This window comes from Agrobacterium sp. RAC06 (genome assembly GCF_001713475.1).
Classification (GTDB): Bacteria; Pseudomonadota; Alphaproteobacteria; order Rhizobiales; family Rhizobiaceae; genus Allorhizobium.
Window position 1 is genome coordinate 3,846,259 of sequence record NZ_CP016499.1, and the last position, 23,686, is coordinate 3,869,944.

Genomic DNA, 23,686 nt, shown 5'->3' on the forward strand with positions numbered 1-23,686 from the left:
CAATAAAACCAGGAGAACAGCGCAATGTCAGACAGCAGCAAGACGAAGAAGGGCGTATCCCGCCGCACATTCCTGAAGACCGCATCGGCCGCCGCCGGCCTCGCCGCCGGTTCGGGTGCCATCACCGGCTTCCCGACAATCTGGGCGCAGAACCCGATCACGCTTCGCCAGTTCGGCACGGGCGTGTCGAACATCAATGCCATCGCCCAGAAGTGCAAGGAAGACCTCGGCATCACGCTTGAGATGACGGCGACGGATTCGGACGCTGCAGCCCAGCGCGCCGTGACCCAGCCGATGTCCTATGACATCGCCGACATCGAATACTGGATCCTGAAGAAGGTCTATCCGACCGGCGTCATCCAGCCGATGGAAACCTCGAAGCTCAAGTTCTACGACAAGGTCGTGCCGCTCTTCAAGAACGGCAAGCTGCTGCCGGACAGCGTAATCGCGCAGGGGACTGCGCCGCACACGGTCGGCTATGTCGAAAGCAAGGATGCCAAGACTTTTGCATCCGGCGAAACCGAACTCTTCACGATGATGCCGACCATCTACAATGCCGATACGCTCGGCATCCGTCCGGACCTCGTTGGTCGTGAGATCTCGTCTTGGGCCGACATCATGGACCCGGCCTTCAAGGGCAAGACCTCGATCCTCAACATTCCGTCGATCGGCATCATGGATGCCGCGATGATCTGCGAAGCCATGGGCATCATCAAATATGCCGACAAGGGCAACATGACGCAGGCCGAGATCGACACGACGATCGACTTCCTCATCAAGGCGAAGCAGGACGGCCAGTTCCGCGCCTTCTGGAAGTCGTTCGATGAGTCAGTCAACCTGATGGCATCGGGCGAAGTCGTCATCCAGTCGATGTGGTCGCCGGCCGTTGCTGCCGTCCGCTCGAAGGGTATCGCCTGCAAGTATCAGCCGCTCAAGGAAGGCTATCGCTCGTGGGGTGGTGGTCTGGGTCTTGCCGCCCACCTCACCGGCGCGCAGCTCGACGCGGCCTATGAATATATCAACTGGTACACCTCCGGCTGGGTCGGCGGCTATCTCAACCGCCAGGGCTACTACTCGGCCTGCATGGAAACCGCGAAGGAATTCATGTCCGCCGACGAGTGGGGCTACTGGATCGAAGGCAAGGCTGCGACCGGCGACATCATGTCTCCGGAAGGTGCCGTGATGGAAAAGGCCGGTGCGGTTCGCGACGGCGGCTCCTTCGAAGAGCGCATGGGCAAGGTCGCCTGCTGGAACTCCGTCATGGACGAAGATCGCTACATGGTCCGCCGCTGGAACGAGTTCATCGCGGCTTGATCTCCCACCCTCCCCTTGAGGGGGAGGTTAGCCACAAATGCCTTCTCCCCGCTTGCGGGGAGAAGGTGGCGGCAGCCGGATGAGGGGCAACCTTCCCGGTCCGCTCTTTTCGAAGCGACAGGAGACCTAACATCATGGTGGAAGTGCGATTTCTGGGTGTCGGCAAGCCGAAGCCGAAACGCGTCATCCGTGTGCCGCTTGGGCTCGTCTCCTATCTGCAGGCGACGCCGCTCATGCTCATCCTCGGCTGCTTCCTGCTGCTGCCGATCCTGATGATCGGGACGGTGTCCTTCTGGGACTACGACTTTGCCCAGATGTATCCCGACTTCGTCACCTTCAATTACACGGAAACACTCGGGTCGTGGGTCACCTGGAAGATCTATTTCAACACGTTGAAATTCGCCTTCATCGTCTGGGCGATCACGCTCTTCGTCGGCTTCTGGGTCGCCTATTTCCTCGCATTTCACGTCCGCACCTCAACGATGCAGAGCGTGCTTTTCCTCGTCTGCACCGTGCCGTTCCTGACATCCAATATCATCCGCATGATCTCCTGGATCCCGGTGCTCGGGCGAAACGGGTTGATCAATACGGCGCTGGTCAATGCCGGCATCGTGCCACAGCCGATCGAGTGGCTGCTCTATTCCGATTTCGCCGTGGTGCTTGCCATGGTGCATCTCTACACGCTGTTCATGGTGACGCCGATCTTCAACACGATGATGCGCATCGACCGGTCGCTCTTGGAAGCCGCGCGTGACGCCGGTGCCAGCGGCTGGCAGATCCTGACCAATGTTATCATCCCCTTGTCGAAACCCGGCATGGCGATCGGCACGATCTTCGTCGTGACGCTGGTCATGGCGGATTTCTCCACCGTGCAGGTCATGTCCGGCGGGCAGAGCGCCTCGGTTGCCCTGATGATGAAGAACCAGATGTCGCTGCTGCAATATCCGGCCGCTGCCGCCAACGCCGTCGTGCTCTTGGCGCTGGTTCTGCTGATGGTTGCCGCCATTCTGCGTGTCGTCGATATCAGGAAGGAGCTTTGAGATGAACACCGAGAAACGATCGCGCGAATTCTACGTGCTCGCCATCTTCTTCACCCTCTTCGTACTCTTCCTCTACGGCCCCTTGTCTGCAATTGTGATCCTCTCCTTCCAGGGGCCGAATGGCGGCCTTACCTTTCCGCTGAACGGGGTCTCGCTGCGCTGGTTCGCCAACCTGTTCGAGCAGCAAGCGGTCGGTGATTTCGGCGGTTCGTTTCGCCGTTCCTTCGCGCTCGGCTTCATGGTCATGGTGGTCACGGTGGTCGTTTCGCTGCTGGCGGGCCTTGCCTTCCGCCGCAAGTTCGCCGGGGCGACGGCGCTTTTCTATCTCTCGGTTGCCAGCCTCGTTGTGCCCTCGATCATCATTTCGCTCGGCATCGGCGTGTTGTTCAGCCAGCTGGGTCTTCAGCCGGCCTGGTATACATCCGGTTTCGGCGCGCATCTTACCTGGACGCTGCCTTTCGGCGTGCTGATCATGTTCGCGATCTTCAACCGTTTCTCACCTGCTTACGAAGAAGCCGCGCGCGATCTGGGTGCCACCTCCTGGCAGACCTTCCGCCACGTTGTCTTGCCGATGATCGCGCCGCCGCTGATCGGGGTCGGACTCTTCGGCTTCACGCTCTCTTATGATGAATTCGCCCGCACGCTGATGACATCGGGTACCTACAACACGCTGCCGCTCGAGATCTACGGCATGACGACCAATGTCACGACGCCGGTGCTCTACGCGCTCGGCACTGTGACCACGCTCTTCTCCTTCCTGGTGATTGCGGGAACGCTTGGGCTCATCATGGCCATGAACCGCCGTCGGGGGCGGGCGTGATCGCATGAAGATTGCTGTCATCAATCCGAATACGACGACCAGTATGACTGCGACGATCGCGGATGCGGCGCGCCGTGTGGCCCATTCCGAAACCGAAATCCTGGCGATCACCTCGTCGATGGGGCCAGTTTCGATTGAGGGCTATTATGACGAGGTCTTCGCGGCGCCCGGCCTGCTGGTGGAAATTGCCAAGGCCGAACGCGAAGGGGCCGATGCAATCGTGATTGCCTGCTTCGACGATACCGGGCTGGATGCAGCCCGGGCGCTGGCTGCTATTCCGGTCATCGGCATCTGCGAGGCAGCGGTCTCTACAGCCGCATTCATAGCCCAGCGTTTTTCGATCGTGACCACCATGGAGCGCTCGCGGCTCCCAGTCGAACATCTGGTGCATCGCTACGGCATGGGCAGCCGCTGCAAGGTGCGGGCTGCCGATGTGCCGGTGCTGTCGCTGGAAGACCCAAATTCCAACGCTCGTGACCGGCTGCGCAGCGAGATCTCGGCAGCGCTCAAGGACGATAGAGCCGAGGCGATCGTGCTCGGCTGTGCTGGTATGGCCGATCTAACGGCAGCGTTGCGGCAGGAGTTCGGCGTGCCTGTCGTTGATGGCGTGGCGGCGGCCGTGAAACAGGCGGAAAGCCTTGTTGCGCAGGGCTTGTCAACCGCCAAGCGCGGCTCCTATGCGACGCCGGTCTCCAAGACCTATCACGGCGAGCTCGCCCGTTTCTCTCCCGCTGCCATGGGCGTATGAGCGTGGCAGAGGATGTGCAGATCAGGGTGCTGACGGCTGGCGAAGTCGAGGATCTCGTTGGCTGGGCGGCGCTCGAAGGCTGGAACCCGGGGTATGGCGATGCCGCAGCCTTCCGTTCCGCCGATCCAGAAGGTTTCATTGGCTGCTTTGTTGACGGGCGGCTCGCCGCCGGGATTTCCGCCGTGCGCTATCGGGACGGCTTCGGCTTCATTGGGCTTTATATCTGCCATCCGGACTTTCGGGGTAGGGGCCTCGGCCGGCGGGTTTGGGAAGCTGGAATGGCGCATCTGGCGGATCGCGTGATCGGCCTCGACGGGGTTGTCGAGCAGCAGGCGAATTATGGCTGCATGGGTTTTGCGCCCGCCTATGACACCGTGCGCTGGAGCATCGAGCGCATGCCGGCCCTGCCTGCGAGCTTCGCACGGTGCGAGGCGATCACCGAGGGTGATACCGGCGAGATCCTTGCGCTCGATCGGGCTTTCTTTCCCGCGCCGAGAGAAGACTTCCTCACAGACTGGCTGAAGCCGCCGCGCCGCGCCTTCCTCTGCCGACGGCAGGGTGTGGTGGCCGGTTATGCCGTGATGCGACCTTGCCTCAACGGCTACAAGATCGGGCCGCTGTTTGCCATGGATGGGCGAACGGCGGAGGATCTGCTGAAGATCTGCCTTGCAAACCTCAAGGGCGAGGAAGTGCATCTGGATGTGCCGGAATACCAGGAAGGGTTCCGCTACCTGCTCGGCCGTCTCGGCTTCAGGCAAGGTTTCCAGACGTCGCGCATGTATCGAGGCGAGCCGCCGTCCGTGCAGAAGACGGGCGTCTATGCGATCACCACACTGGAACTCGGCTGAGGTTTCTCAGTCCGCCATGCCTGACGGTGCGGCAAGCGGGAGCATATCCTTGTAAATGCCGGGCGACGAGCCGGGGATGGCGATGGCACCGACACTCTTTTCATAGAAGCCCATGGGGCCGGCGCCGCCGATGATCGCATAGCCGTATCCCTGGTCGCGCATGTCGAGGAGCGTGCGGATCAAGAGGGCATGGCCGATGCCCCGGCCGCGGGCCTTCTCGTCCACGCCGGTCGGGCCAAAGAAACCCTTCATGGTGGCCTCGTGGCAGGCAAAGCCGAGCAGCGTTTCGCCTTCATGGGCAATCCAGCAGGTCACAGGCTGGCGCATGATTGCCGCCGTCGCCTCCGATGCCCAGCCGGCGCCGAAACGATGCTCGATCCAGGCCGTTATTCCGGCAAGTTCGGGTACCAGTGCGCGCCTTATGGTCACGCCCTGGGCCGTCATACGCTGTTCAAGGTCCGGATCGACGTGAAGCTCATAAAGCTTCACCAGCATGTCTGCGGCCATGTCAGTCTTCCCTGTGGTCTTTGGCGAAGTCGAGGCCAAGGATGGCAGCGCCGACGAGGCCCGGCTCCACACGGCAGGCTGCGGGAACGACGATCGGATTGCCGAACTTGCGCAGGATGCGTGCTCGCAAGGCCTTATCGATGCGGGTCAGCAGTTCCGGAACATTCGAAAGGCCACCGCCAACGGGCAGGATGGTGGTTCCGGTGACATTGACCACGACCGAGAGCGGATCGGTGAGGATGTCGACATAGACATCGATGGTGCGTTCGGCCTTCGTGTCACCCGTCAGCCAGTCGGCGATGATTTCTTCGCTCGTCAGCTGTTCGGCGTGAATGTGCTTGTGCAGCTTTTCGAGGCCCCGCGCGCTGCAGATCGCATCGATACAGCCGATCTGGCCGCAGCCGCACTGGAAGCGTGGCACGTGTATCGGAGGCGTGCCGGCTTCCGTCGGCTGTATCGGCCCATGGCCCCATTCGCCGGCGAAGCCACTCTCGTTGATCAGCTTGCCGTCTATGACGAGGCCGCCGCCGACGCCGGTGCCGAGGATGACGCCGAACACGACCCGATGGCCGCGTGCAGCGCCAATGCCGGCTTCGGCCAGCACGAAACAGTCGGCGTCATTAGCGACGATGACCGGCAGGCCGAGGGCGGCTTCGAGATCGGCCTGCAGAGGCCGGCCATGGATGCAAGGGATATTGGCGACAACGGCGTTCGAAGTGTCGGGATCGATGACACCGGCGATCGAGATCGCAATGCAGGCCGCTCGCTCACCGGCGATGGCTTCGGCTTCCGCGATGACGGAAGCAAGTGTTGCGACGAAGGCGTCGAAATCGTGGATCGGGGTGGGCTTACGCGGGAAGGGGCGGATGTCTTCAGGGTTCGTTGCGAGCGCACCCTTGATGGCCGTACCGCCGATGTCGAAGCAGACGATCATGCGAAGGCCCTGCTCGGCGCGGTGTCGGCAGCATGGACGCAGGCGCCTGCGATCCAGGTCGAGTGGATGTCGAGATCCGGGCTCAGGACAATGAAGTCGGCATCCTGGCCTGCAGCTAGGCTTCCTTTGCTCGGCGCGCCAATGGCCTCGGCGGGATAGAGCGATGCCATGCGCAGCGCTTCTTCCAATGGTTGTCCCAGCTTTTCGTGCACGTAGCGAACGCAGGAGAGCATGTCGATGTCGGCGCCAGCCAGCGTTCCATCGGCAAGCGTCAGTCGGCCATCGCGGCGGTAGACGGTCCGGCCGTTCAGGTCGAAGCTTGTCTCATCAGAGCCAATGGTCGACATGGCATCGGTGACGAGGAAGATGTGGGCGGGGCCGGTCTTGGAGGCGAGCGCGATCTTCATGGTGACAGGGTCGACATGGAAGCCGTCAGCGATCAGGCCGCAATGCAGGGTAGGCGAGGTGAGAGCTGCGCCGACAAGGCCTGGTTCGCGATTGCCAAGCGGGCTCATGGCGTTGAAGAGATGGGTGACGAGCGTCGCCCCGGCTTCAACATAGGCCTCGACGCTGGCGCAGCTCGTGTCGGTGTGGCCAAGGCTGACGCGGTAGCCAGCCTCAACAAGGCGCTTGACCTGATCCGGTGTGACACTTTCCGGTGCGACGGTGATCATCGGGATGCCGAAACGCGATGCCTGCTCGACGAGATAGTCGAGATCGGCTTGCGCCATCGGGCGGATCAGGGCCGGATCATGGGTGCCCTTGCGGGCGATCGAGAGGTGCGGGCCTTCCAGATGCAGGCCGAGATAGCCCGGCTCGCCAGCGGTAGCTGCTGCCTCGCCGGCGGTGATTGCCTCGCGCTTGATCTCCGGTGCATCCGTGATCAGCGTGACCATAAGCGCTGTTGTGCCGTAGCGGGCATGGGCCTCGCAGATCGTGCGGATGCCGGTGACAGTCGGATCGTTGTTGAACAGCACACCACCGCCGCCGTTCACCTGCAGGTCGATGAAACCGGGGGCAATCAGCGCATCGCCCAAATCCTGCCTGATTATGCCGGCGGGCAAATCGGCGCTGGATAGAACAGCCTTCACCTGGCCGTTGTCGACCAGGAGGGCTGCATCTTCGTGGAACTGATGCCCATCGAAGATGCGGCTTGCAGTGATGGCCAAGGCTTGTCTCATTGGGTCTCGGTGACTTTCTTCAGTGCGACCGGCTTGTCGGGATTGAAGCCGCGCGCACGGGAGAGGGATTCGATAAAGCCATAATAGGGAACGATGAGGGCCAGCGCATCCGTGATTGGATGTCCGGTTGCGATGAAGGGCAGCTTGTGGCCGGCCGTCGCCTGATCCGAGGTGATGAAGCAGGTGGCGTTGCTGGCCGCAAGCTTCGAGACGGTGCCGGCGATCGAGGCCTCGGCCTTGTCGCGGGCGGCAAAGGCAACGACGGGAAAATCACGACCGACAATCGAGACGGGACCATGCAGGACTTCGGCGGAGGAATAGGCCTCCGCATGCAGTTCGCAGGTTTCCTTGCATTTGAGTGCGGCCTCGGCTGCGATGGCAAGTGTGGGACCGCGACCGAGCATGTAGAGCGACTCGGCCGACTTCAGCGGTTCGAGCAAGGCGCTCCAGTCGAGGGCAAGCGCCTTTTCGAAATGCTCGGGCAGCGTGTTCACGGCGCGAGTGAGTGCGTCGTCACGGCTCCAGCTTGCAAGGATGGCAAGGCCTGCCACGATCGAATTGACGAAGGACTTGGTGGCGGCAACCGCGATTTCGGGACCCGCCTTGATGTCGATGGCGAAAGTTGCGGCATCGGCGAGCGGCGAGGGCAGGGTGTTGACCAGGCTCACCGTGGTTGCGCCGCCGTCCCGGGCTGCTCTGGCCATGGCAACGATGTCGGGGCTTGCGCCGGACTGGGAGACGGCAAAGGCTGCGGCCTTGCCGAGCTTCATCGGCGTCTCGTAGATCGAGGCGAGCGAGGGACCGAGCGAGGCGACCGGCAGGCCCATCTGCAGCTCGATTGCATATTTCAGGAAGTGCGCCGCATGATCGGAAGAGCCGCGGGCGATCGTGACGACCACGCCTGGGTCCTTGTCGCGCAGCGCGTTCGCCGCTTCTGATATCACGGTCCTGGAGCTATCCAGCAGTCGGGCAGCGGCTGCGGGGATCTCGTCGATCTCCTCACGCATCTTGGTGGTCATCGGGCAAACTTTCAGTCTTGAGGCTTCATGGGCGAGCCGATGCCGAGTTCGGCAACCAGGTCATAGGCATCGCTGCGATAAAGTGCGCGCGACATTTCCATCACGCGGCCGGTTTCGAGATAGGCAATGCGCTGCACCGAGAGGGCCGCAGAGCCGGGGGGCACGCCGAGCAGCTTGGTTTCCTCGTCCTTCAGGAGGACGGCAGAGATGCGCTGATTTGCCCGTACGGGCCGGATCCCGGCATCCAGCAGGCAGAGATAGAGGGAATCCTCTATTCTGTCCGGATCCGGCAGCAGGTCGTCCGGCAGGCTCGTGCGCTCCAGCGCAATCGGCATGTCGTTGGCCGTTCTCAGACGGTCGATCCGGGCGACACGGGCGCCACCGACGAGGCCGAGCATCATGGTTTCCTCTGCGGTCGGATAAAACAGGCCGCGTCCCAGCCAGCGAGAGCCTGCGACCATGCCGCGCCGTCGCATGTCTTCGGTAAAGGATGTCAGCTGGCTGAGCGGCTGTTGCATGCGTGGGACGGGTTTGACGACGAAGGTGCCGGACCCACGACGACGGATGAGCAGGCCTTCTTCCACGAGTTCGTCGATCGCCTTGCGCACTGTGACGCGGCTGATATCGGCCGCCTCGGCGATGTCGCGTTCGGCCGGGAGTGCGTCGCCATGCTTCAGGCGACCGGACGCGACGGCGTCCTCGATCATCTTGCGGAGCTTGACGTAAAGCGGTCCGCCACGGACCGATTGAAGCTGTTCCAGGGGAAGGGACGTGCTCATGCGGTTCCTCTGGCTTCGTGTTGGGGGACGCGCCGTCGGAGGGTCGATGTGCAATCCGTCATCAGCATCGGCATGTTTCCGTCCCTCGGTGGTCTTTGTGAAAACAATACCAACCAGAAACCTATTTCGCAAATGGTTTTGAAAAGGGTGGGCTCGATAACAGTGAAATGTAGAAATTTCATCGTCAAAACAGCGATTTGCACGATTTACCTTCGGATTCCTGGGGTTCTGGCTTTACGATTGGACTAGTTTTGGTATCTTAAATTAACGATTGGAGAGGGGCCAATCCAAAGCCTTTCCTCTTTGCCGCCGAATTGGAGTGCGCGGCGCTGGGAACTGCGATGTTTCGCTCTTCATCCGATTTCGGCGACTGATGTGAAAACTATTTTCATGTGGCGTGGGAATTTTGCTTCCCATGTTGACGATGTTGGATTTTTGACGCAGTCTACGAAAAATAATTACGAAACCAGGGGAATACACTATGAAGGTCGCCATTATCGGACTCGGATTCCGTCTGGGGTATCTGGGTCGGGTGTTCAGGGAGATCGACCCGACTTTCGAGATTGTCGGTTATGTCGATCCGGCGCCGGCCGGCATGGCGACGCTTGATGAGCATGGTATCTCTCCCGGCAAGGTCTATGACACGCCTGAAGCCCTGATCGCCGGCGAAACATTCGATCTTCTGATGATTGGGTCGCCGAACCACCTGCATCTCGATCATATCCGGCTCGGCCTTGAGGCTGGTCTGACCGTTTTCACCGAAAAGCCGATCGTCACCAGCATCGAGGAGAGCTACGCGCTTGCCTCTCTGCTCAACACATACGGTCACGACCGCCTGCTGGTCGGTCTCGTCCTGCGTTACTCCCCGCTCTATCGCGATCTGCGCAAGGCGCAGGAAGAGGGGCGTCTCGGCAATGTCGTCTCGATCGAGGCCTCCGAGCACATTCAGCCCTATCACGGCGCTTTCTTCATGCGCGACTGGCGTCGCTACGGTCGTTATGCGGGCGGCTTCATGCTGGAAAAGTGCTGCCACGACCTCGACCTTTACAACGGCGTTGTCGGTGCGCGCCCGCGTTTCGTCGCGAGCTTTGGCGGTCGCAAGAGCTTCGTGCCGGAAAACGCGCCTGAGGCAGAAGGCGTCAACGATCTCAACGTCTATCACCGCAAGCCGAGCGGCTGGCAGGGCTCCGACAAGGTCTTCGACAGCGACGGTGACATCATCGATTTTCAGACCGCGATCGTCGAGTACGAGAACGGCGTGTCGATGACCTTCCATACCAATCTCAATGTGCCGGACGAATTTCGCCGCTTCTGCGTGATCGGTTCGAAGGGCATGGCGGAAGGCGATTTCGTCCGCGGCTTCATGGATGTGCATGACGCCCGCACCAATGAGAAGGTGATCGCCAACACCTACAAGGCGCCGTCCGCGCTTTCGCAGCATTACGGCGCCGACGAGCAGATGGCCGAGGATGTCATCGCCTTCGTCCAGACGGGCGCCAAGCAGCCCGTGTCCGCCATCGATGCGCTGGAAGCCGGTATTCTGGCGCTCGCCATGGACGAAGCACGCCTCGCCCGCAAGGTCGTGGATCTGAAGCCGGTATGGGAAAAGTTCGATGCATGCCTGCATGGCGCGTCGGACGCTTCCGTCCGCGCCCGGTCGGCGTAAGGGAGCGGTCGGATGCAAGCTCGCCAAAGTGCCATCATCTTCGCCTGGCTGCTGATCGCGCCGGCTCTTCTCTACATTGCCGTCATCGTCGCCTATCCGCTGGTCGATACCTTCATCCTGTCCTTCACAGATGCGTCGCTTCGAAAGACGACGAACTGGGTCGGCTGGACGAATTACGAGAAGATTTTCAACGACACCTTCGGCGAAGTCATCGTCAGGACCTTTATCTGGACCTTCTTTTCGGTGTCGATCAAGATGATCATCGGTACCTTCGGTGCGGCCATGCTGAATGCAGCCGTGCCTGGCCGGACGCTCTTTCGTGTGTTGACGATGCCGCCGTGGATCGTGCCCATGGCGATTGGCATCTTCATGTGGGGCTGGATGTATAACGGCCAGTTCGGCATGATCTCCGGCGTGCTTCAGCGCATGGGCGTGGTCGATGGCCCCGTCGCCTTCCTCGCCTATGGTTCAACGGCCTTCTGGGCGACGATCTTCACCGATGTGTGGATCGGCGTGCCGATGGTGACGCTCTACATGCTCGCTGCCATGCAGGCGATCCCGCAGGATCTCTACGAGGCTGCCTGGACGGATGGCGCCGGTCGCTTCTATCGCTTCCGCCGCATCACTATGCCGCTGATCCTGCCCGCCATGATCACCATGTCGATGCTGTCTTTGATTGCGACCTTCAATTCCTTCGACATCATCTGGATCCTGACGCGCGGCGGTCCGAGCGGTGAAACCACCACGATGATCATCGACACCTATCACACGGCGATCGGCTCGAAGAAGTATGGCGAGGGCGCTGCCCGTGCGGTCCTGATCTGCATCTTCCTTTCGATCTTCTGCGTCGCCTATTTCCGCGTCACCAGCCGTCTCTCGCAGGAGCATGCCCGATGAGCTACGACAAGACAGCCCTGATCAACCGCTATCGCTGGTATGAACTGGTTGGCATCTATGCCGGGATCGCGGTGTTCCTGACCTTCGTTCTGGCGCCCTTTGTCGAAGGCTTCCTGGTGTCGCTGAAGCCGCTCAGCCAGCTCTTCTCCTCGCCCTACCGCTTCTTCCCGGAGAACGGCTCCTTCGATGCCTACATCACGATGTGGGACAGTGTGCCGGGCTTTGCCCGCTATATCTTCAACTCCTTCTTCATCTCGACGATAGCGACCGTCGTTGTCCTCCTACTGGTCGTGCCGGCATCCTATGCCTTCGCCCGTTTCGAGTTCCGCGGTCGTGGTCAGTTGCTCGCCGCCTTCCTTGCGGTCAACATGTTCTCGGGCGCCGTATTGCTCATTCCACTCTTCCGGCTCATGCGCTCGCTCGGCGTGCTCAACACCTATTTCGCGATGATCGTGCCGGGTGTCGCCTTCCTCATTCCGTCAGCCATCTGGTTGCTCCGCACCTATATGATGCGCATTCCGCGTGAGCTGGAAGAGGCCGCCTATGTGGATGGCGCGGGCTATTTCTACACCTTCCGCCGGGTGGTCCTGCCGCTTGCCACGCCGGGCATCGCCGTGGTCGCGATCACCACCTTCATCGGCGCCTATGCCCAGCAGTTCATCTTCGCACTGACCTTCAACTCCAAGACCGAATACATGCCGCTGCCGATCGGGTTGTTTGCCTATTTCGGTCGCCAGGAGGTCATCTGGAACGAGCTGATGGCGGCGAGTTTCGTGGGGATCGCACCCGCCATGATCGTGATCTTCTTCCTGCAGCGCTATCTCGTCAGCGGCCTGACCGCCGGCGCGGTTAAATAAGGGCTGCCAACCAAAATTCGGGCCAACCGGACGCTTTCAACCTGTCAACAAAGGGGAACTATCGATGACAAGAAAATTGACCATGCTCGCAGGCTCATTCGCCTTGCTCGCAAGCTCGGCGCTCACCACGCTGGCCGCGGACCAGGAAATCAGCTGGATCTATTGCGGCGACAAGATCGACCCGATCCACGAGAAGTACATCGCCGAATGGGAAGGCAAGAATGCCGGCTGGAAGGTAAAGCCCGAAGTCGTCGGCTGGGAGCAGTGCCAGGATAAGGCCACCACGCTTGCCGTCGCAGGCACGCCCGTTGCCATGGCCTATGTCGGCTCGCGCACGCTGAAGGAATTCGCCCAGAACGAACTCATCGTCCCGGTTCCGATGACGGACGAGGAAAAGGCCTCCTACTATCCGAACATCGTTGACACCGTGACCTTCGAGGACACGCAGTGGGGTGTTCCTGTCGCTTTCTCGACCAAGGCCCTCTACTGGAACAAGGATCTGTTCAAGGCTGCCGGCCTCGACCCGGAAAACCCGCCGAAGACCTGGGCTGACACCATCGCTGCCGCCAAGCAGATCAAGGAAAAGACCGGCACTGCCGGCTATGGTCTGCCGGCGAAGACCTTCGACAACACCATGCACCAGTTCATGCATTGGGTTTACACCAATAACGGCAAGGTCATCGACGGCGACAAGATCGTCATGGACAGCCCCGAAGTTCTCGCCGCGCTTCAGGCCTATAAGGACATCACGCCTTACTCCGTTGAAGGTGCGACTGCTTACGAGCAGAACGAAATCCGCGCGATCTTCCTCGACGGCAAGGTCGGTATGATCCAGGCGGGTTCGGGCGCTGCCTATCGCCTGAAGGACACTTCGATCAACTGGGGTGTTGCCCCGCTGCCGGTCGGTCCGGCTGCCAAGGGTGAAGGTACGCTGCTGATCACCGACAGCCTTGCGATCTTCTCCGGTTCGGGCGTCGAAGAAAAGGCGATCGAGTTTGCCAAGTACATCACCTCGACTGATATCCAGCACGAATACGAGCTGCAGGGAGGCGCTGGCCTGACCCCGCTGCGTCCAGGTGCGGTTGTCGACCAGTTCGTCGCCAACGAACCCTTCTGGAAGCCGTTCATCGACGGCATCGCCTATGGTGGTCCGGAGCCCCTCTTCACCGACTACAAGGGCTTCCAGAACGTCATGATCGAAATGGTCCAGTCGGTTGTCACCGGCAAGACCGAGCCGGCCGAAGCGCTGAAGAAGGCTGCAGCCGATCTCGAGCAGTACAAGTAATCTCGGGTAACCGAGGCTCCGCGGGCCGGGATCGGCCCGCGGATTTCATCAAGCGGATTTGGCCGGTCCTTTGAGGAACGGCAATGGAGACTGAGGGTCGTGGGTCAGCTATTTCTGAAAAAGGTGCGCAAGTCGTACGGGCATTTCGAGGTCATCAAGGGTGTGGATCTCGAGGTGAAGGACGGCGAGTTCGTCGTTTTCGTCGGTCCCTCGGGCTGCGGCAAGTCCACGCTGCTCCGCATGATCGCGGGCCTCGACGATACGACCGATGGTGACATCGTCATCGATGGCGAGCGCGTCAATGACAAGCCGCCCGTCGAGCGCGGCATCGCGATGGTCTTCCAGTCCTATGCGCTCTACCCGCATATGTCGGTCTTCGAGAACATCGCTTTTCCGCTGCGCGTCGAGAAGCTCTCCGAAGAGCAGATCCGCGAGAAGGTGGGTGCGGTCGCCAAGATCCTGCAGCTTGATCAACGCCTGCAGCAACGTCCCGGCCAGCTTTCCGGCGGCCAGCGCCAGCGTGTTGCCATCGGCCGCGCCATCGTGCGCGAACCGAAGATCTTCCTTTTTGACGAGCCGCTGTCCAACCTCGATGCGGCGCTGCGCGCCGACATGCGCATCGAACTCACAAAGCTGCATCGCGACCTCGAAGCGACGATGATCTACGTCACCCACGACCAGATCGAGGCCATGACCATGGCCGACCGGATCGTGGTGCTGAATGCCGGTATCATCGCCCAGGTGGGTGCGCCGCTCGAACTTTACCACAAGCCAGAGAATACCTTCGTCGCCGGCTTTATCGGCAATCCCAAGATGAACTTCGTGCCGGTCACCTGCGTCGGTGTCGACGCGATCGGGGTGACGATTTCCTATGAAGGCCAGACGGCGCTGATCCCTGTCGAGGCGCGTTCGGACCTCGTCGGCCAAAAGCTGACGCTTGGCATCCGGCCTGAACACACGCGTCTCAGCGAAGGCGATATCAACATCATGGTGACGCCCAGCGTCGTCGAGCGGCTCGGGATCAACACGATCGCCTATGCTGCGTTGCAGAACGGCGAACCCTATTGTGCGCTCTTGCCGGGCTCGGCGCCGATCCGCGTCGAGCAGCCGATGGTGACAGGCATCATGGCGGCCGATTGCCACCTTTTCGATGCCAATGGCCAGGCGCTCGAACGCCGCATCGACTGGCGCACCCTTGACCTTCCGGCCTCCGTCACGGCGGCCGAATGATACCAAATCTCGACGATAGGAACCTATAGGATCGCTTACTGCCGGTCTCTGGTTAGGCGCGGCGTGCCGGGCGATGCTTGTGCATCGGCCAAGCGGCACAACAACGCCTGAGGCCGGCAATAAGCCACCTTCGGTCGGCTTCCCGGTCCTTCTGGCGTCGTCGAGTTCCTTGACCGATGCGAAAGCATCGCTCGTCGGACCTCTCCTAGCCAGAAGGACCGCTCGAGCCGATCCTATAGGCTCCTATCGTCGAGACTTGGTATTCGTTCCTCCCGGCCATGCCAAAGGCCAATCCCCTGGTCCGCCTTCGGGCGGACCTTTTTTCGTTTGGGCTCCATCGCATTCAGCAGATTGCGACAGGGTCCAACACTGGCAATCTTCGCGACATGAGTGTATAAATGCACCTTTAGTGCAACTAAAATTACGGGCCTCCTCTGCTGTTCAAAGGGATATGTAGATCCGTATAGTGAGATGGATTGGGGCCAGGATTGAAAACGCCCACGAGGGATAAATTCGCTCGGCAAGGCTATAGCTTCCTGATCATTTGCCTGTTTCTCCTCGCGATCTTGCTCGTGAGTGGCCCGTATAAGGCGGGTACGGACTATTCCGCAGCGCAGCTGCGACAAGCCTCCGACTATGTGCAGGCGCTCGTGCCGGATACTCAGATTTTCCTCTATCCAAACGGGCAGCCAACCACCAAAATTCATGCTGATGCGACCTTTGCACGCGCTGTCTCCGAGAGCCTTATGCGTGAAAGACCCGGTCGTTATCGGCGGGCATGGGGAACGGAGGATATCGCGATCGTCGCTGTCGAGAACTTCTTCACGGCCGATCGGGAAGCACGTCTAAGGCAGCTTCGGGACCTTCCTCTGCCTGATTTCCTCAAGGAGGGCATGCTTGTATTGCCCGAGTCAGACCTTGGCTGTCATGCCGCAAGTTTCCAACAGTTCGGTTGGGCTGTTGGCGGCTACGTCCTTGTTGATCTCGGTTATTACCGTGAGGATTCCAAACCCGCAATTGACTGTGTCTTGGCTGGGTTCGATGCTGTCGATGGAATGCCGCTCAAGGGCAATTCATTTGATCAGGCGCTTCTGCCCGGTGCCGATGTCCGGCTCGTCATCGTGGATTACGTACGCCTCTGCGCCCATAAGGGCGTGTCGGATGCGCAAGACGGTCTGCGTTCGAGGCACGGCATCAGTTCTCTGCCGTCGATTGGGTGCGTCAGGCAAGAACTCTCAATGGCACTCAGCCAAATTCCGGAGCCTTCGGCCAAGTAGCAATAGAATGTGCCGGTTCGGAATTGGGCCAGACGCTACCAGACAAGCCCACGCGCCGCGACTTCCTCCACGCGGGTGACGATGCCGTCGCGGTGGAAGGTCATGACATCGAAGAGGTTTGAGACGACGCAGGTGTGGTTCGGGATGATCCTGACCTTCTCGCCGATCTCGGGGCGTCGCCCCTCAACCTTCGACAGATCGACCGTGCCGTGCTCCTCGGAGAGGACGGAGATCATGGCGTCCGGATACTCGACGATCATGCCGTAGTCGGAGAAGCCGAGGAGGTCCGAGGTGAGCGCCTTGGAGCCTGAATCAAGGATGGCGCGATCCTTGGTCGGGCGTGAGACAACGGTGGCCAGGATGTGCATGGCACAGTCGTCGAGGCTGCAGTGACCCGAGCGGGCCATGGCACGATCGTTGTAGACATAGGTGCCGGCGCGGTGCTCGGTCGCCGATGTCACCTTGTGGGCGGAGAAGAGGCTGGGCGTGCCGCCATTGGAGACGATGGGGCAGGCAATGCCACGGGCCGCGAGGCCGGCGATCGTGGTCGCGAAGAATGCCTCGACGGCTTCCTCGGTGTCGGCCTTGGGGTAAGTCAGGATACCGCCAAAGGTGAGGCCGGGGGCGGCGACGATTGTCTCGGCAAGTGCTACGGCCGCTTCAGGACTCTGGACGCCACAGCGTCCGCCGCCCGTGTCGCATTCAACGAGAACCGTGAGCGGGTGCGTCTGTGAGAAAGCGCAAGAGAGACCGCGCACGGTGGTCTCGCTGTCCGCGACGACCTTCAGGCCCGAAATGCGGGCGTTCAGATCGACGAGACGCTTGTGCTTCTCGCTGCCGAGAATGTTGAAGGTGATCAGCAGGTCTTCAAATCCGTGATCGGCGAAGATCTCGGCTTCGGTGATCTTCTGGCAGTTGATGCCTTTCGCCCCCGCCTTCACCTGTTCTGCAGCGATCTCAGGGATCTTGTGGGTCTTGATGTGCGGACGGAAGGCGAGGCCATGGCTGTCCATGTAGGTCTGGACGCGGGCGATGTTGGCGGCGAGCTTCTGTTCGTCGATCAGTGGAAGCGGGGTCGAGAGTTCTGATATCGACTGGCCGGGCTTTGGGCGCGTGAGTTCCATCAGGCGGCCTCGCTGCCTTCGGGCGTCTCGTGCGGATTGGCCATGATCGGCCAGATATCGCGGCGCACATGGCGATAGGCGGTCTTGGCCGGATCATTCGGATAGGGCGTACCTGCGGCGCAGTAGAGAATTTCCGCGGCGATCTGCGAGAAGGCCGCATAGAAGTGGTTGGTCGACTTGATGACGAGGAGATGTTTGCTCGTCGGGTCGATGCCGAGTGCCTTGAAAAGCGAGGGATCGTAGCTCTGGACGCGGACCGAGCTAAGAATGATGTCGATACCCTCAAGCCGGATATGGGCAGCATCGCCGAAGGGGGCGATGCTGTCGCCGAAGCGCATTTCGGCATTGGCTACGACCTTGACCACCTTCACCAGCCCGTCGATCGGATGGCCGGTGCCGGGGGCCGATTTTGCGCCGAAACGCAGCGGGATTTCAGCGCCTTCGCCGGCGGCCATGCAGATCTGCACGGCGATCGGGTCCCAGATCATGCCGACGGCTGCGTTGGTAACGCCACGCGCCAGCATTTCCTCCAGGATCACGGTCGCGTCGCCCGCCGTTCCGCCACCCGGATTGTCCCACATGTCGGCGATGACGACGGGGCCTTCAGGGTAAGCGAGCGCCTGGTCGAGGGCGGTCTTTTCGTCGATCTGCGGCATCATGAAAGTGCCGCGCTTTGCAAAAAGCTCAAGACCCAGGTCGCGAGCGAGCATCGCGCCTTTGTCGGCATTGCCGTTGGTCACCGCGATCGTCTTGGTGCCCATTTCAGGCACGTCGCCGGCCATGAAGCCATGAATGACCGAGAGCGACAGAACGTCTGCATCCACTTTTTCGATGGCCATAAGTCTGTCAACAAAGCTGCGCATAGGCTCGCGCGAGGTCGGGAAGATATCGATCATCCGGCAGTCGAAGACCGACATGACCGGCTTGACGCGGCCTTCCAGCGTGTCGACTGCGATACGCCAGAGATCTTCGGCGCGGTCGACGAAATCCGTATGCGGGAATTCCTTGAAGACGACGAAGAAATCGGCGGCAGCGACACGTTTTGCCGTCAGGTGGCTGTGTGGATCGAGTTCTGCGCAAAGAAGGATGTCCGGGCCGATGATCTCGCGGATGCGGGCCAGCAGATCACCTTCCGGGTCGAGATAGCCGTCAGCGACCATAGCGCCATGCAGGCCGAGAACGACAGCATCGACGGGCATGGCTGCGCGCAATTGATCCAGGATCTCGTCGCGCAGGCTCTCAAAGGTCTGACGGTTGACGAGACCCGCCGGGTCCGCCCAGGTCGCGGTGCCCTCTATCAGCGTCCAGCCCCTGTCAGTGCAGACCTTGCGGCCGACTGTGATCGGCGCGGTGCAGAGCGTGGGGGTCGCGGGATGTTGTCCCGGAGGTGCATAGAGCGAATCCTCGAAGGCGCGCCGGTCGATGCAGATCGGGGAGAAGGTGTTCGTTTCCGTTGCAAGCGCGGCGGTGAATATGCGCAAAGGCTGACCTCCTGGTTTCAAGGGTTTGAGGGCGGTTCAGCGCTTGCCCATCGGATTGGGCAGATAACCGGTAAAGCCGGAGATTTTCCAGCGGCCTTCATGCAGGCGGCAATAATAGAGCGTCTGCCAGCGCATGACGTCGAGTGTGCCATCCGTCTTCTTGATGCCGCCGTCGAACTTCTTGCGTACGAGCGCCGTCTCGCCTGAAATCTCGATCTCTTCCAGCGTCGTCGTGGTGAAGATCGCGGTGCGCGGGTCCTCGCCATAGGTCTGGGCAGCGAAGTCCTTGGCCTGCTTCAGCCACTCGTCGCGATAGGCGGGAAGATTGGGGAAGGCCAGCGTCCACTTGTCCGGATCTTCTTCGCGATTGCCGCTGATGCCGATGAAGCCGTCTTCGACAAAGTCCTGGGCAACCATGCTCCAGTCAGCGGCGAGAAAGGCATCGATATCGCGGGGGACAAGCATCTCCCAGATCGAGTGGCGGGCTTCGTCCGTTGCCGGAAACGGATTGTGGAATGGGTCGCGCATTTCTTCCCCGTTTTTAAATTCTTTTCATGAATGTCGATTTTGTCTGGTCAAAATCCGTTTTTTGTGGTCGCTTGTCAACGATCGAAGAAAATAATTTGCACGAGGGGTGTCCATGACGATCAAGCGTTACGGGGCCGAGAAGGCAGGTGCGGGTGGCCAGCGGCTGCCGTTCGCCCGCGCCGTCGAGGCCGATGGCTGGCTCTATGTCTCCGGCCAGGTGGCTATGGAAGATGGTGAGATCATCCCGGGCGGCATCATCGAGCAGACCCACAAGACGATCGCCAATGTCATCGCCATTCTTGAAGAGGCAGGTTACGGCCTCGAGCATGTCGTGCGCTGTGGTGTGTGGCTCGATGACCCCCGCGACTTCTGGACCTTCAACAAGATCTACCAGCAGTATTTCGGCGAGCACCCGCCGGCGCGGGCCTGTGTTCAGGCCTCGATGATGGTTGATTGCAAGGTTGAGATCGACTGCGTAGCCTTCAAGCCTTCGAAGTAACAGAGAGGGCAAGGCATTGGATATCTTCGCGCGCATTCAGGAAGAGGCAGGGCAGTTTTCGGCCTCCGAGCAACGCATCGCGGATATCCTGCTCAATTCCTTCGACTTTGCGGTCAATGCCTCGATCATCGAACTTGCCGAGAAGGCAGAGGTCTCACCGCCCACGGTGACGCGCTTCTGCCGACGTCTCGGCTGCCAGAACTTCGCCGATTTCAAGGTGAGCCTGGCGCGCACGGCCTATGTCGGGGTGCGCTATCTCAACCCGGAGGCCCAGAGCACTGAGCCGGCCGACGTGGCGAGTGATGTCATCACCAAGGCGCAGAACGCCATGTTCATGGTGCATCGGGCGCTCGATCCTGTCATCCTCGACAAGGTGGCGGACCGGCTGGCGCGGGCAGAGATGGTCTATGCCTTCGGCTCCGGGGGCAATTCCTCGATGATCTCGGGCGAGATCCAGAACCGGCTGTTTCGTCTGGGATCGCGGGTGACGGCTTCTGCCGACCACAACATGCAACTGATGCTGACGGCTGCTGCACGCTCCAACGATGTGCTGATCGGCTCATCGTTTTCGGGGCGCAATGCCGAGCTGGTGAAATGCTTCAAGCTTGCCCGCGAGAACGGCATCACCACGATCGCGCTCACCCAGAGCAACAGCCTGGTGGCCGAAGCGTCCGAACTCGTCATCGGTATCGACCTGCCGGAGGGTGAAAACATCTTCCGGCCGACCTCGACGCGCTTTGCCTATCTCGCGGTCGTCGACGTGATCGCGAGCCTGGTTGCCTATCGCAATCGCAAGCAGTCGCAAGTGACGCTGCGCCATATCAAGCAACAGCTGGTCGAACACCGCGATGGCGGGGACGACCGGCAACTTCTCGGAGACTGAGCCATGTCCGCATCGATGTCGGAGATCCGCCGTGACGCATAAGGTTGCCGTCGTAACGGGTGCTGCCGGAGATATTGGTCGGGCGATCGCCAAGCGTCTGGCCGACAGCCATGACGTCGTCGTGCTGCTCGATCTGGATTCTGCTGCATTGGACAAGGCAATCGTTGAGCTCGGAAGCGATCCGCGCTTCGTTCCGCTCACCTGCGATGTGACGGACGAGACGGATCTCGCCGAGACCGCTGCTCGCGTGGCCGGCCATGGCCTCGTCCATACGCTGGTCAACAATGCCGGTGCGGCGCGGGCCGTCAGCCTCGGCGATACCGATGGCGAGATCTGGCGCAAGGACAATGCGCTTAATCTCGAAGCGCCCTTCTTGTGCTTCCGCGCTTTTGAGGAGGCGCTGAAGGTGTCCAAAGGCGCTCTCGTCAACATTTCCTCGGTCAATGGGATGGCTGTCTTCGGTCACCCTGCCTATAGCGCGGCCAAGGCCGGGCTTATTCATCTGACCAGACTGATTGCCGTCGAATACGGCAAATACGGTATTCGCGCGAATGCGGTGGCACCCGGCACTGTGCGCACCCAGGCCTGGGAGGCGCGCGCTGCGGCCAATCCTCAAGTCTTCGAAGAGGCCAAGCGCTGGTATGCGCTGCGCCGGATCGCGACTGCGGAAGACATTGCCAATGCGGTGTTTTTCCTCTCGAGCGATCACGCGGCGGCCATCACGGGCGTGTGCCTGCCCGTCGATTGCGGGCTGACGGCCGGTCAGGCCGAACTCGCGCGAACCTTCTCGCAATCCGACAATTATTGATATCGTAAAGCCCGGAGCATTCCCCATGGCAACAGAAATCCAGTTCCGCCTCGAAAACGCGTGGCATCCGGTGGAGGGCGACGCTTGCGGCGCCTTCGTCTTCACGCTGGTCAATCTCTCCGATGTCGCGCTTGCCGATTTCAAGCTCGCCTATACGTCGCTGACCCGCGTCAAGGACACCGAAGAGCCGATCCTCGAGAATGCCGTGTTCCTGAAGCGCAATGCCAATTTCCACCAGTTCGCGCCGCCGGCCGGCTTCGTACTGCAGCCGGGTGCCTCCTGGACGTTCCGGGTCGGTGGCCTCTGGCGCCCAGCCAAGCATCGGACGGATGGGGCGAAGTCCGCCTACATCACGCTCTCGACCGGCCAGCATGCGGCCGTTGCGGTCGCGGATTTGATGCTCGGCGGAGGCAACAGTGCCCCGCCGCCGGCCTTGTTGCCTGAGGGGAAGGTTTCCCAGCCCTTTGCCATGCTGCCCTGGCCGGCATCGGCCGAGCTGGTGGCCGGCGAAGGCTTCCCCGTCGCGCTTTATCCGACGGAAGGCGCCTCGCTGGTTGAACTGCGCACTGTCGAAAACGTGCTGCGTCTCTTCTGCCGCCTCTTCGCGGTCGGCCATGCGCCGCTGTCGCTGGCATCTGTGCATCAGGGGCGGGCGATCGTCCTCAAGTCCGACGAAGCGCTTGGCGCCTCCGCCTATCGGCTGGACTTTGCCGCTGATGGTATCACGCTCGCCTATGGCGATGTCGCTGGCCTGCAATATGCGCTGACCCTGCTCTCGCAGACGCTGCACGGTGCGCGCACGCAGCCGGAGACGTTCCGTTTCCCGATTTCCGGCACCATCACGGACAAGCCGCGCTACGACTGGCGTGGTTGCCATCTCGATGTCTCCCGCCAGTTCTTCCCCGTTGCCGACGTCAAACGTTTGATCGACATCCTCGCCTGGTTCCGGATGAATACCTTCCACTGGCATCTGTCCGACGACGAAGCCTGGCGCCTGGAAATCAAGGCCTTCCCGCAGCTCACGACCCTTGGCGTGTTGCGCGGCCCGGACGAACCGCTACTGCCGCAACTCGGCAATGGAGCCGAGCCGGTTGGCGGCTTTTACGCCCAGGACGAGGTGCGCGACATCGTTGCCCATGCCGCCGCCCTTCAGGTCGAGGTGGTTCCTGAGATCGATGTGCCCGGCCACAGCACGGCGATGCTGGTGGCCCTGCCTGAACTCGTCGACGGCCAGGAAGCGCCTGACAGCTATCGCTCGGTCCAGGGCTATCCGAACAATGCGCTGAACCCGGCGATCGAATACACCTACGAGGTGCTGGGCAAGGTCTTCGACGAAATGGTCGAGCTCTTCCCGTCGAAGCTTATCCATATCGGTGGTGATGAAGTGGCGGCCAATACCTGGATGGCTTCGCCACTTGCCCGCAAGCTGATGCAGCAGGAGGGCATCGAAGGCACCTTTGGGCTGCAGAGCTATTTCATGAAGCGGATCCAGAAGATGCTGGCCGAGCGCGGCCGCAAGCTCGCTGGCTGGGACGAGGTCAGCCATGGCGGCGGCGTCGATCCGGAGGGAACGCTGCTGATGGCCTGGCAGAAGCCGGAGGTCGGGCTGGAACTCGCCAAGGCAGGCTACGATGTCGTCATGACGCCGGGCCAGGCCTATTACCTTGATATGGTGCAGGACGAGGCCTTTCAGGAGCCGGGTGCAAGCTGGGCCGGCACCGTGCCGCCGCACCACACTTATACCTATGAGGCGGTCGCCGAGTTTCCAGCCGAACTTGCGGCCCGTATGCGCGGCGTGCAGGCCTGCATCTGGTGCGAACACTTCCTGACCCGTGACTACTTCAACCACCTCGTCTTCCCGCGCCTTCCGGCCATCGCCGAGGCCGCCTGGACGCCGAAGGACAGCAAGGACTGGCTGCGCTTTGCGGCCATCGTCCGTCTGAGCCCCCGCTACTGAGGAT

23 protein-coding genes are annotated in these 23,686 nt (G+C 61.1%); 15 read left to right on the forward strand and 8 right to left on the reverse strand.

Going from position 1 to position 23,686, the window contains the following annotated elements; translation table 11 throughout:
• Window positions 1-24: 24 nt before the first annotated feature.
• The 5 genes from BSY240_RS18250 to BSY240_RS18270 all read left to right on the forward strand — a co-directional run bounded on the left by BSY240_RS18250 (window position 25) and on the right by BSY240_RS18270 (window position 4,770).
• Window positions 25-1,314: an ABC transporter substrate-binding protein gene (locus BSY240_RS18250; protein WP_069043254.1), complete on the forward strand. Its 1,290-nt coding sequence runs from the start codon at window positions 25-27 to the stop codon at window positions 1,312-1,314.
• Window positions 1,315-1,448: 134 nt separating this feature from the next.
• Window positions 1,449-2,354, forward strand: coding sequence for an ABC transporter permease (locus BSY240_RS18255; RefSeq protein WP_069043255.1), 906 nt, complete (start codon window positions 1,449-1,451; stop codon window positions 2,352-2,354).
• A 1-nt stretch (window position 2,355) separates the two neighbouring features.
• Entirely contained in the window at window positions 2,356-3,174 is an 819-nt protein-coding gene (locus BSY240_RS18260; protein ID WP_069043256.1) for an ABC transporter permease, read from the forward strand.
• Window positions 3,175-3,178: 4 nt separating this feature from the next.
• Window positions 3,179-3,922 carry an aspartate/glutamate racemase family protein gene (locus BSY240_RS18265; RefSeq protein ID WP_069043257.1) on the forward strand — a complete coding sequence of 248 codons (744 nt, stop codon included), beginning with the start codon at window positions 3,179-3,181 and terminating at the stop codon, window positions 3,920-3,922.
• Window positions 3,919-4,770: a GNAT family N-acetyltransferase gene (locus BSY240_RS18270; RefSeq protein WP_069043258.1), complete on the forward strand. Its 852-nt coding sequence runs from the start codon at window positions 3,919-3,921 to the stop codon at window positions 4,768-4,770. The genes BSY240_RS18265 and BSY240_RS18270 overlap by 4 nt, the downstream gene beginning before the upstream one ends.
• A 6-nt stretch (window positions 4,771-4,776) precedes the next feature.
• Here BSY240_RS18270 and BSY240_RS18275 read toward each other — a convergent pair whose 3' ends face one another.
• Genes BSY240_RS18275 through BSY240_RS18295 form a run of 5 tightly spaced genes read right to left on the reverse strand, consistent with a single transcriptional unit; the run spans window position 4,777 to window position 9,190 of the window.
• Window positions 4,777-5,277, reverse strand: a complete 501-nt coding sequence (locus BSY240_RS18275; RefSeq protein ID WP_069043259.1) for a GNAT family N-acetyltransferase — start codon at window positions 5,275-5,277, stop codon at window positions 4,777-4,779.
• Between the two features lies 1 nt (window position 5,278).
• Window positions 5,279-6,211 (reverse strand): ROK family protein, encoded by a 933-nt coding sequence (locus tag BSY240_RS18280; RefSeq protein WP_069043260.1) that lies wholly within the window; start codon window positions 6,209-6,211, stop codon window positions 5,279-5,281.
• Entirely contained in the window at window positions 6,208-7,392 is a 1,185-nt protein-coding gene (gene nagA / locus BSY240_RS18285) for an N-acetylglucosamine-6-phosphate deacetylase (protein WP_069043261.1), read from the reverse strand. Before nagA ends, BSY240_RS18280 begins: the two co-directional genes overlap by 4 nt.
• Complete coding sequence (locus tag BSY240_RS18290) at window positions 7,389-8,411, reverse strand: SIS domain-containing protein (RefSeq protein WP_069043262.1); 1,023 nt, start codon at window positions 8,409-8,411, stop codon at window positions 7,389-7,391. Before BSY240_RS18290 ends, nagA begins: the two co-directional genes overlap by 4 nt.
• A gap of 11 nt (window positions 8,412-8,422) precedes the next feature.
• Window positions 8,423-9,190: a GntR family transcriptional regulator gene (locus tag BSY240_RS18295; RefSeq protein ID WP_069043263.1), complete on the reverse strand. Its 768-nt coding sequence runs from the start codon at window positions 9,188-9,190 to the stop codon at window positions 8,423-8,425.
• A 481-nt stretch (window positions 9,191-9,671) separates the two neighbouring features.
• Here BSY240_RS18295 and BSY240_RS18300 point away from each other — a divergent pair, with 481 nt between their 5' ends.
• The 6 genes from BSY240_RS18300 (at window position 9,672) to BSY240_RS18325 (ending at window position 16,402) form a co-directional block, all read left to right on the forward strand.
• Window positions 9,672-10,856 (forward strand): Gfo/Idh/MocA family protein, encoded by a 1,185-nt coding sequence (locus BSY240_RS18300; RefSeq protein WP_069043264.1) that lies wholly within the window; start codon window positions 9,672-9,674, stop codon window positions 10,854-10,856.
• A 12-nt stretch (window positions 10,857-10,868) separates the two neighbouring features.
• On the forward strand, window positions 10,869-11,753 hold the full coding sequence (locus BSY240_RS18305; protein ID WP_054147853.1) for a carbohydrate ABC transporter permease: 885 nt from the start codon (window positions 10,869-10,871) through the stop codon (window positions 11,751-11,753).
• Window positions 11,750-12,610 (forward strand): carbohydrate ABC transporter permease, encoded by an 861-nt coding sequence (locus BSY240_RS18310; protein WP_054147854.1) that lies wholly within the window; start codon window positions 11,750-11,752, stop codon window positions 12,608-12,610. The genes BSY240_RS18305 and BSY240_RS18310 overlap by 4 nt, the downstream gene beginning before the upstream one ends.
• A gap of 64 nt (window positions 12,611-12,674) precedes the next feature.
• The gene (locus BSY240_RS18315) at window positions 12,675-13,895 is read left to right on the forward strand and encodes an extracellular solute-binding protein (protein ID WP_054147855.1); all 1,221 of its coding nucleotides are present in this window, start codon (window positions 12,675-12,677) and stop codon (window positions 13,893-13,895) included.
• 99 nt (window positions 13,896-13,994) lie between these two features.
• A complete protein-coding gene (locus BSY240_RS18320; protein ID WP_069043265.1) occupies window positions 13,995-15,125 on the forward strand; it encodes an ABC transporter ATP-binding protein in 1,131 nt (376 codons plus the stop codon).
• A 488-nt stretch (window positions 15,126-15,613) separates the two neighbouring features.
• Window positions 15,614-16,402, forward strand: a complete 789-nt coding sequence (locus BSY240_RS18325) for a hypothetical protein (protein ID WP_069043266.1) — start codon at window positions 15,614-15,616, stop codon at window positions 16,400-16,402.
• Window positions 16,403-16,437: 35 nt separating this feature from the next.
• Here the strand turns inward: BSY240_RS18325 and BSY240_RS18330 are convergent, their stop codons facing one another.
• The 3 genes from BSY240_RS18330 to BSY240_RS18340 are packed head-to-tail and all read right to left on the reverse strand — an operon-like array spanning window position 16,438 to window position 19,535.
• A complete protein-coding gene (locus BSY240_RS18330) occupies window positions 16,438-17,526 on the reverse strand; it encodes a D-TA family PLP-dependent enzyme (protein ID WP_069043267.1) in 1,089 nt (362 codons plus the stop codon).
• Complete coding sequence (locus BSY240_RS18335; RefSeq protein WP_069043268.1) at window positions 17,526-19,007, reverse strand: M81 family metallopeptidase; 1,482 nt, start codon at window positions 19,005-19,007, stop codon at window positions 17,526-17,528. The genes BSY240_RS18330 and BSY240_RS18335 overlap by 1 nt, the downstream gene beginning before the upstream one ends.
• Window positions 19,008-19,043: 36 nt before the next feature.
• The gene (locus BSY240_RS18340; RefSeq protein ID WP_069043269.1) at window positions 19,044-19,535 is read right to left on the reverse strand and encodes a hypothetical protein; all 492 of its coding nucleotides are present in this window, start codon (window positions 19,533-19,535) and stop codon (window positions 19,044-19,046) included.
• Window positions 19,536-19,647: 112 nt separating this feature from the next.
• Between BSY240_RS18340 and BSY240_RS18345 the strand changes: the two genes are divergently transcribed.
• The 4 genes from BSY240_RS18345 to BSY240_RS18360 are packed head-to-tail and all read left to right on the forward strand — an operon-like array spanning window position 19,648 to window position 23,682.
• Window positions 19,648-20,034 carry a RidA family protein gene (locus BSY240_RS18345; RefSeq protein ID WP_054147861.1) on the forward strand — a complete coding sequence of 129 codons (387 nt, stop codon included), beginning with the start codon at window positions 19,648-19,650 and terminating at the stop codon, window positions 20,032-20,034.
• A 16-nt stretch (window positions 20,035-20,050) separates the two neighbouring features.
• A complete protein-coding gene (locus BSY240_RS18350; protein WP_054147862.1) occupies window positions 20,051-20,917 on the forward strand; it encodes a MurR/RpiR family transcriptional regulator in 867 nt (288 codons plus the stop codon).
• 31 nt (window positions 20,918-20,948) lie between these two features.
• Window positions 20,949-21,725 carry an SDR family oxidoreductase gene (locus tag BSY240_RS18355; protein WP_054147863.1) on the forward strand — a complete coding sequence of 259 codons (777 nt, stop codon included), beginning with the start codon at window positions 20,949-20,951 and terminating at the stop codon, window positions 21,723-21,725.
• 25 nt (window positions 21,726-21,750) lie between these two features.
• A complete protein-coding gene (locus BSY240_RS18360; RefSeq protein ID WP_069043270.1) occupies window positions 21,751-23,682 on the forward strand; it encodes a beta-N-acetylhexosaminidase in 1,932 nt (643 codons plus the stop codon).
• The last annotated feature ends 4 nt before the right edge of the window (window positions 23,683-23,686 follow it).

Bases quoted from the DNA above. Each gene is read 5' to 3' on its own strand.
- BSY240_RS18280 (WP_069043260.1), bottom strand. From the start codon at position 6,211: ATGATCGTCTGCTTCGACATCGGCGGTACGGCCATCAAGGGTGCGCTC.
- BSY240_RS18255 (WP_069043255.1), top strand. From the start codon at position 1,449: ATGGTGGAAGTGCGATTTCTGGGTGTCGGCAAGCCGAAGCCGAAACGC.
- BSY240_RS18340 (WP_069043269.1), bottom strand. From the start codon at position 19,535: ATGCGCGACCCATTCCACAATCCGTTTCCGGCAACGGACGAAGCCCGC.
- BSY240_RS18310 (WP_054147854.1), top strand. From the start codon at position 11,750: ATGAGCTACGACAAGACAGCCCTGATCAACCGCTATCGCTGGTATGAA.
- BSY240_RS18330 (WP_069043267.1), bottom strand. From the start codon at position 17,526: ATGGAACTCACGCGCCCAAAGCCCGGCCAGTCGATATCAGAACTCTCG.
- BSY240_RS18315 (WP_054147855.1), top strand. From the start codon at position 12,675: ATGACAAGAAAATTGACCATGCTCGCAGGCTCATTCGCCTTGCTCGCA.
- BSY240_RS18275 (WP_069043259.1), bottom strand. From the start codon at position 5,277: ATGGCCGCAGACATGCTGGTGAAGCTTTATGAGCTTCACGTCGATCCG.
- nagA (WP_069043261.1), bottom strand. From the start codon at position 7,392: ATGAGACAAGCCTTGGCCATCACTGCAAGCCGCATCTTCGATGGGCAT.
- BSY240_RS18250 (WP_069043254.1), top strand. From the start codon at position 25: ATGTCAGACAGCAGCAAGACGAAGAAGGGCGTATCCCGCCGCACATTC.
- BSY240_RS18360 (WP_069043270.1), top strand. From the start codon at position 21,751: ATGGCAACAGAAATCCAGTTCCGCCTCGAAAACGCGTGGCATCCGGTG.
- BSY240_RS18305 (WP_054147853.1), top strand. From the start codon at position 10,869: ATGCAAGCTCGCCAAAGTGCCATCATCTTCGCCTGGCTGCTGATCGCG.
- BSY240_RS18300 (WP_069043264.1), top strand. From the start codon at position 9,672: ATGAAGGTCGCCATTATCGGACTCGGATTCCGTCTGGGGTATCTGGGT.
- BSY240_RS18270 (WP_069043258.1), top strand. From the start codon at position 3,919: ATGAGCGTGGCAGAGGATGTGCAGATCAGGGTGCTGACGGCTGGCGAA.
- BSY240_RS18345 (WP_054147861.1), top strand. From the start codon at position 19,648: ATGACGATCAAGCGTTACGGGGCCGAGAAGGCAGGTGCGGGTGGCCAG.
- BSY240_RS18290 (WP_069043262.1), bottom strand. From the start codon at position 8,411: ATGACCACCAAGATGCGTGAGGAGATCGACGAGATCCCCGCAGCCGCT.
- BSY240_RS18260 (WP_069043256.1), top strand. From the start codon at position 2,356: ATGAACACCGAGAAACGATCGCGCGAATTCTACGTGCTCGCCATCTTC.
- BSY240_RS18295 (WP_069043263.1), bottom strand. From the start codon at position 9,190: ATGAGCACGTCCCTTCCCCTGGAACAGCTTCAATCGGTCCGTGGCGGA.
- BSY240_RS18265 (WP_069043257.1), top strand. From the start codon at position 3,179: ATGAAGATTGCTGTCATCAATCCGAATACGACGACCAGTATGACTGCG.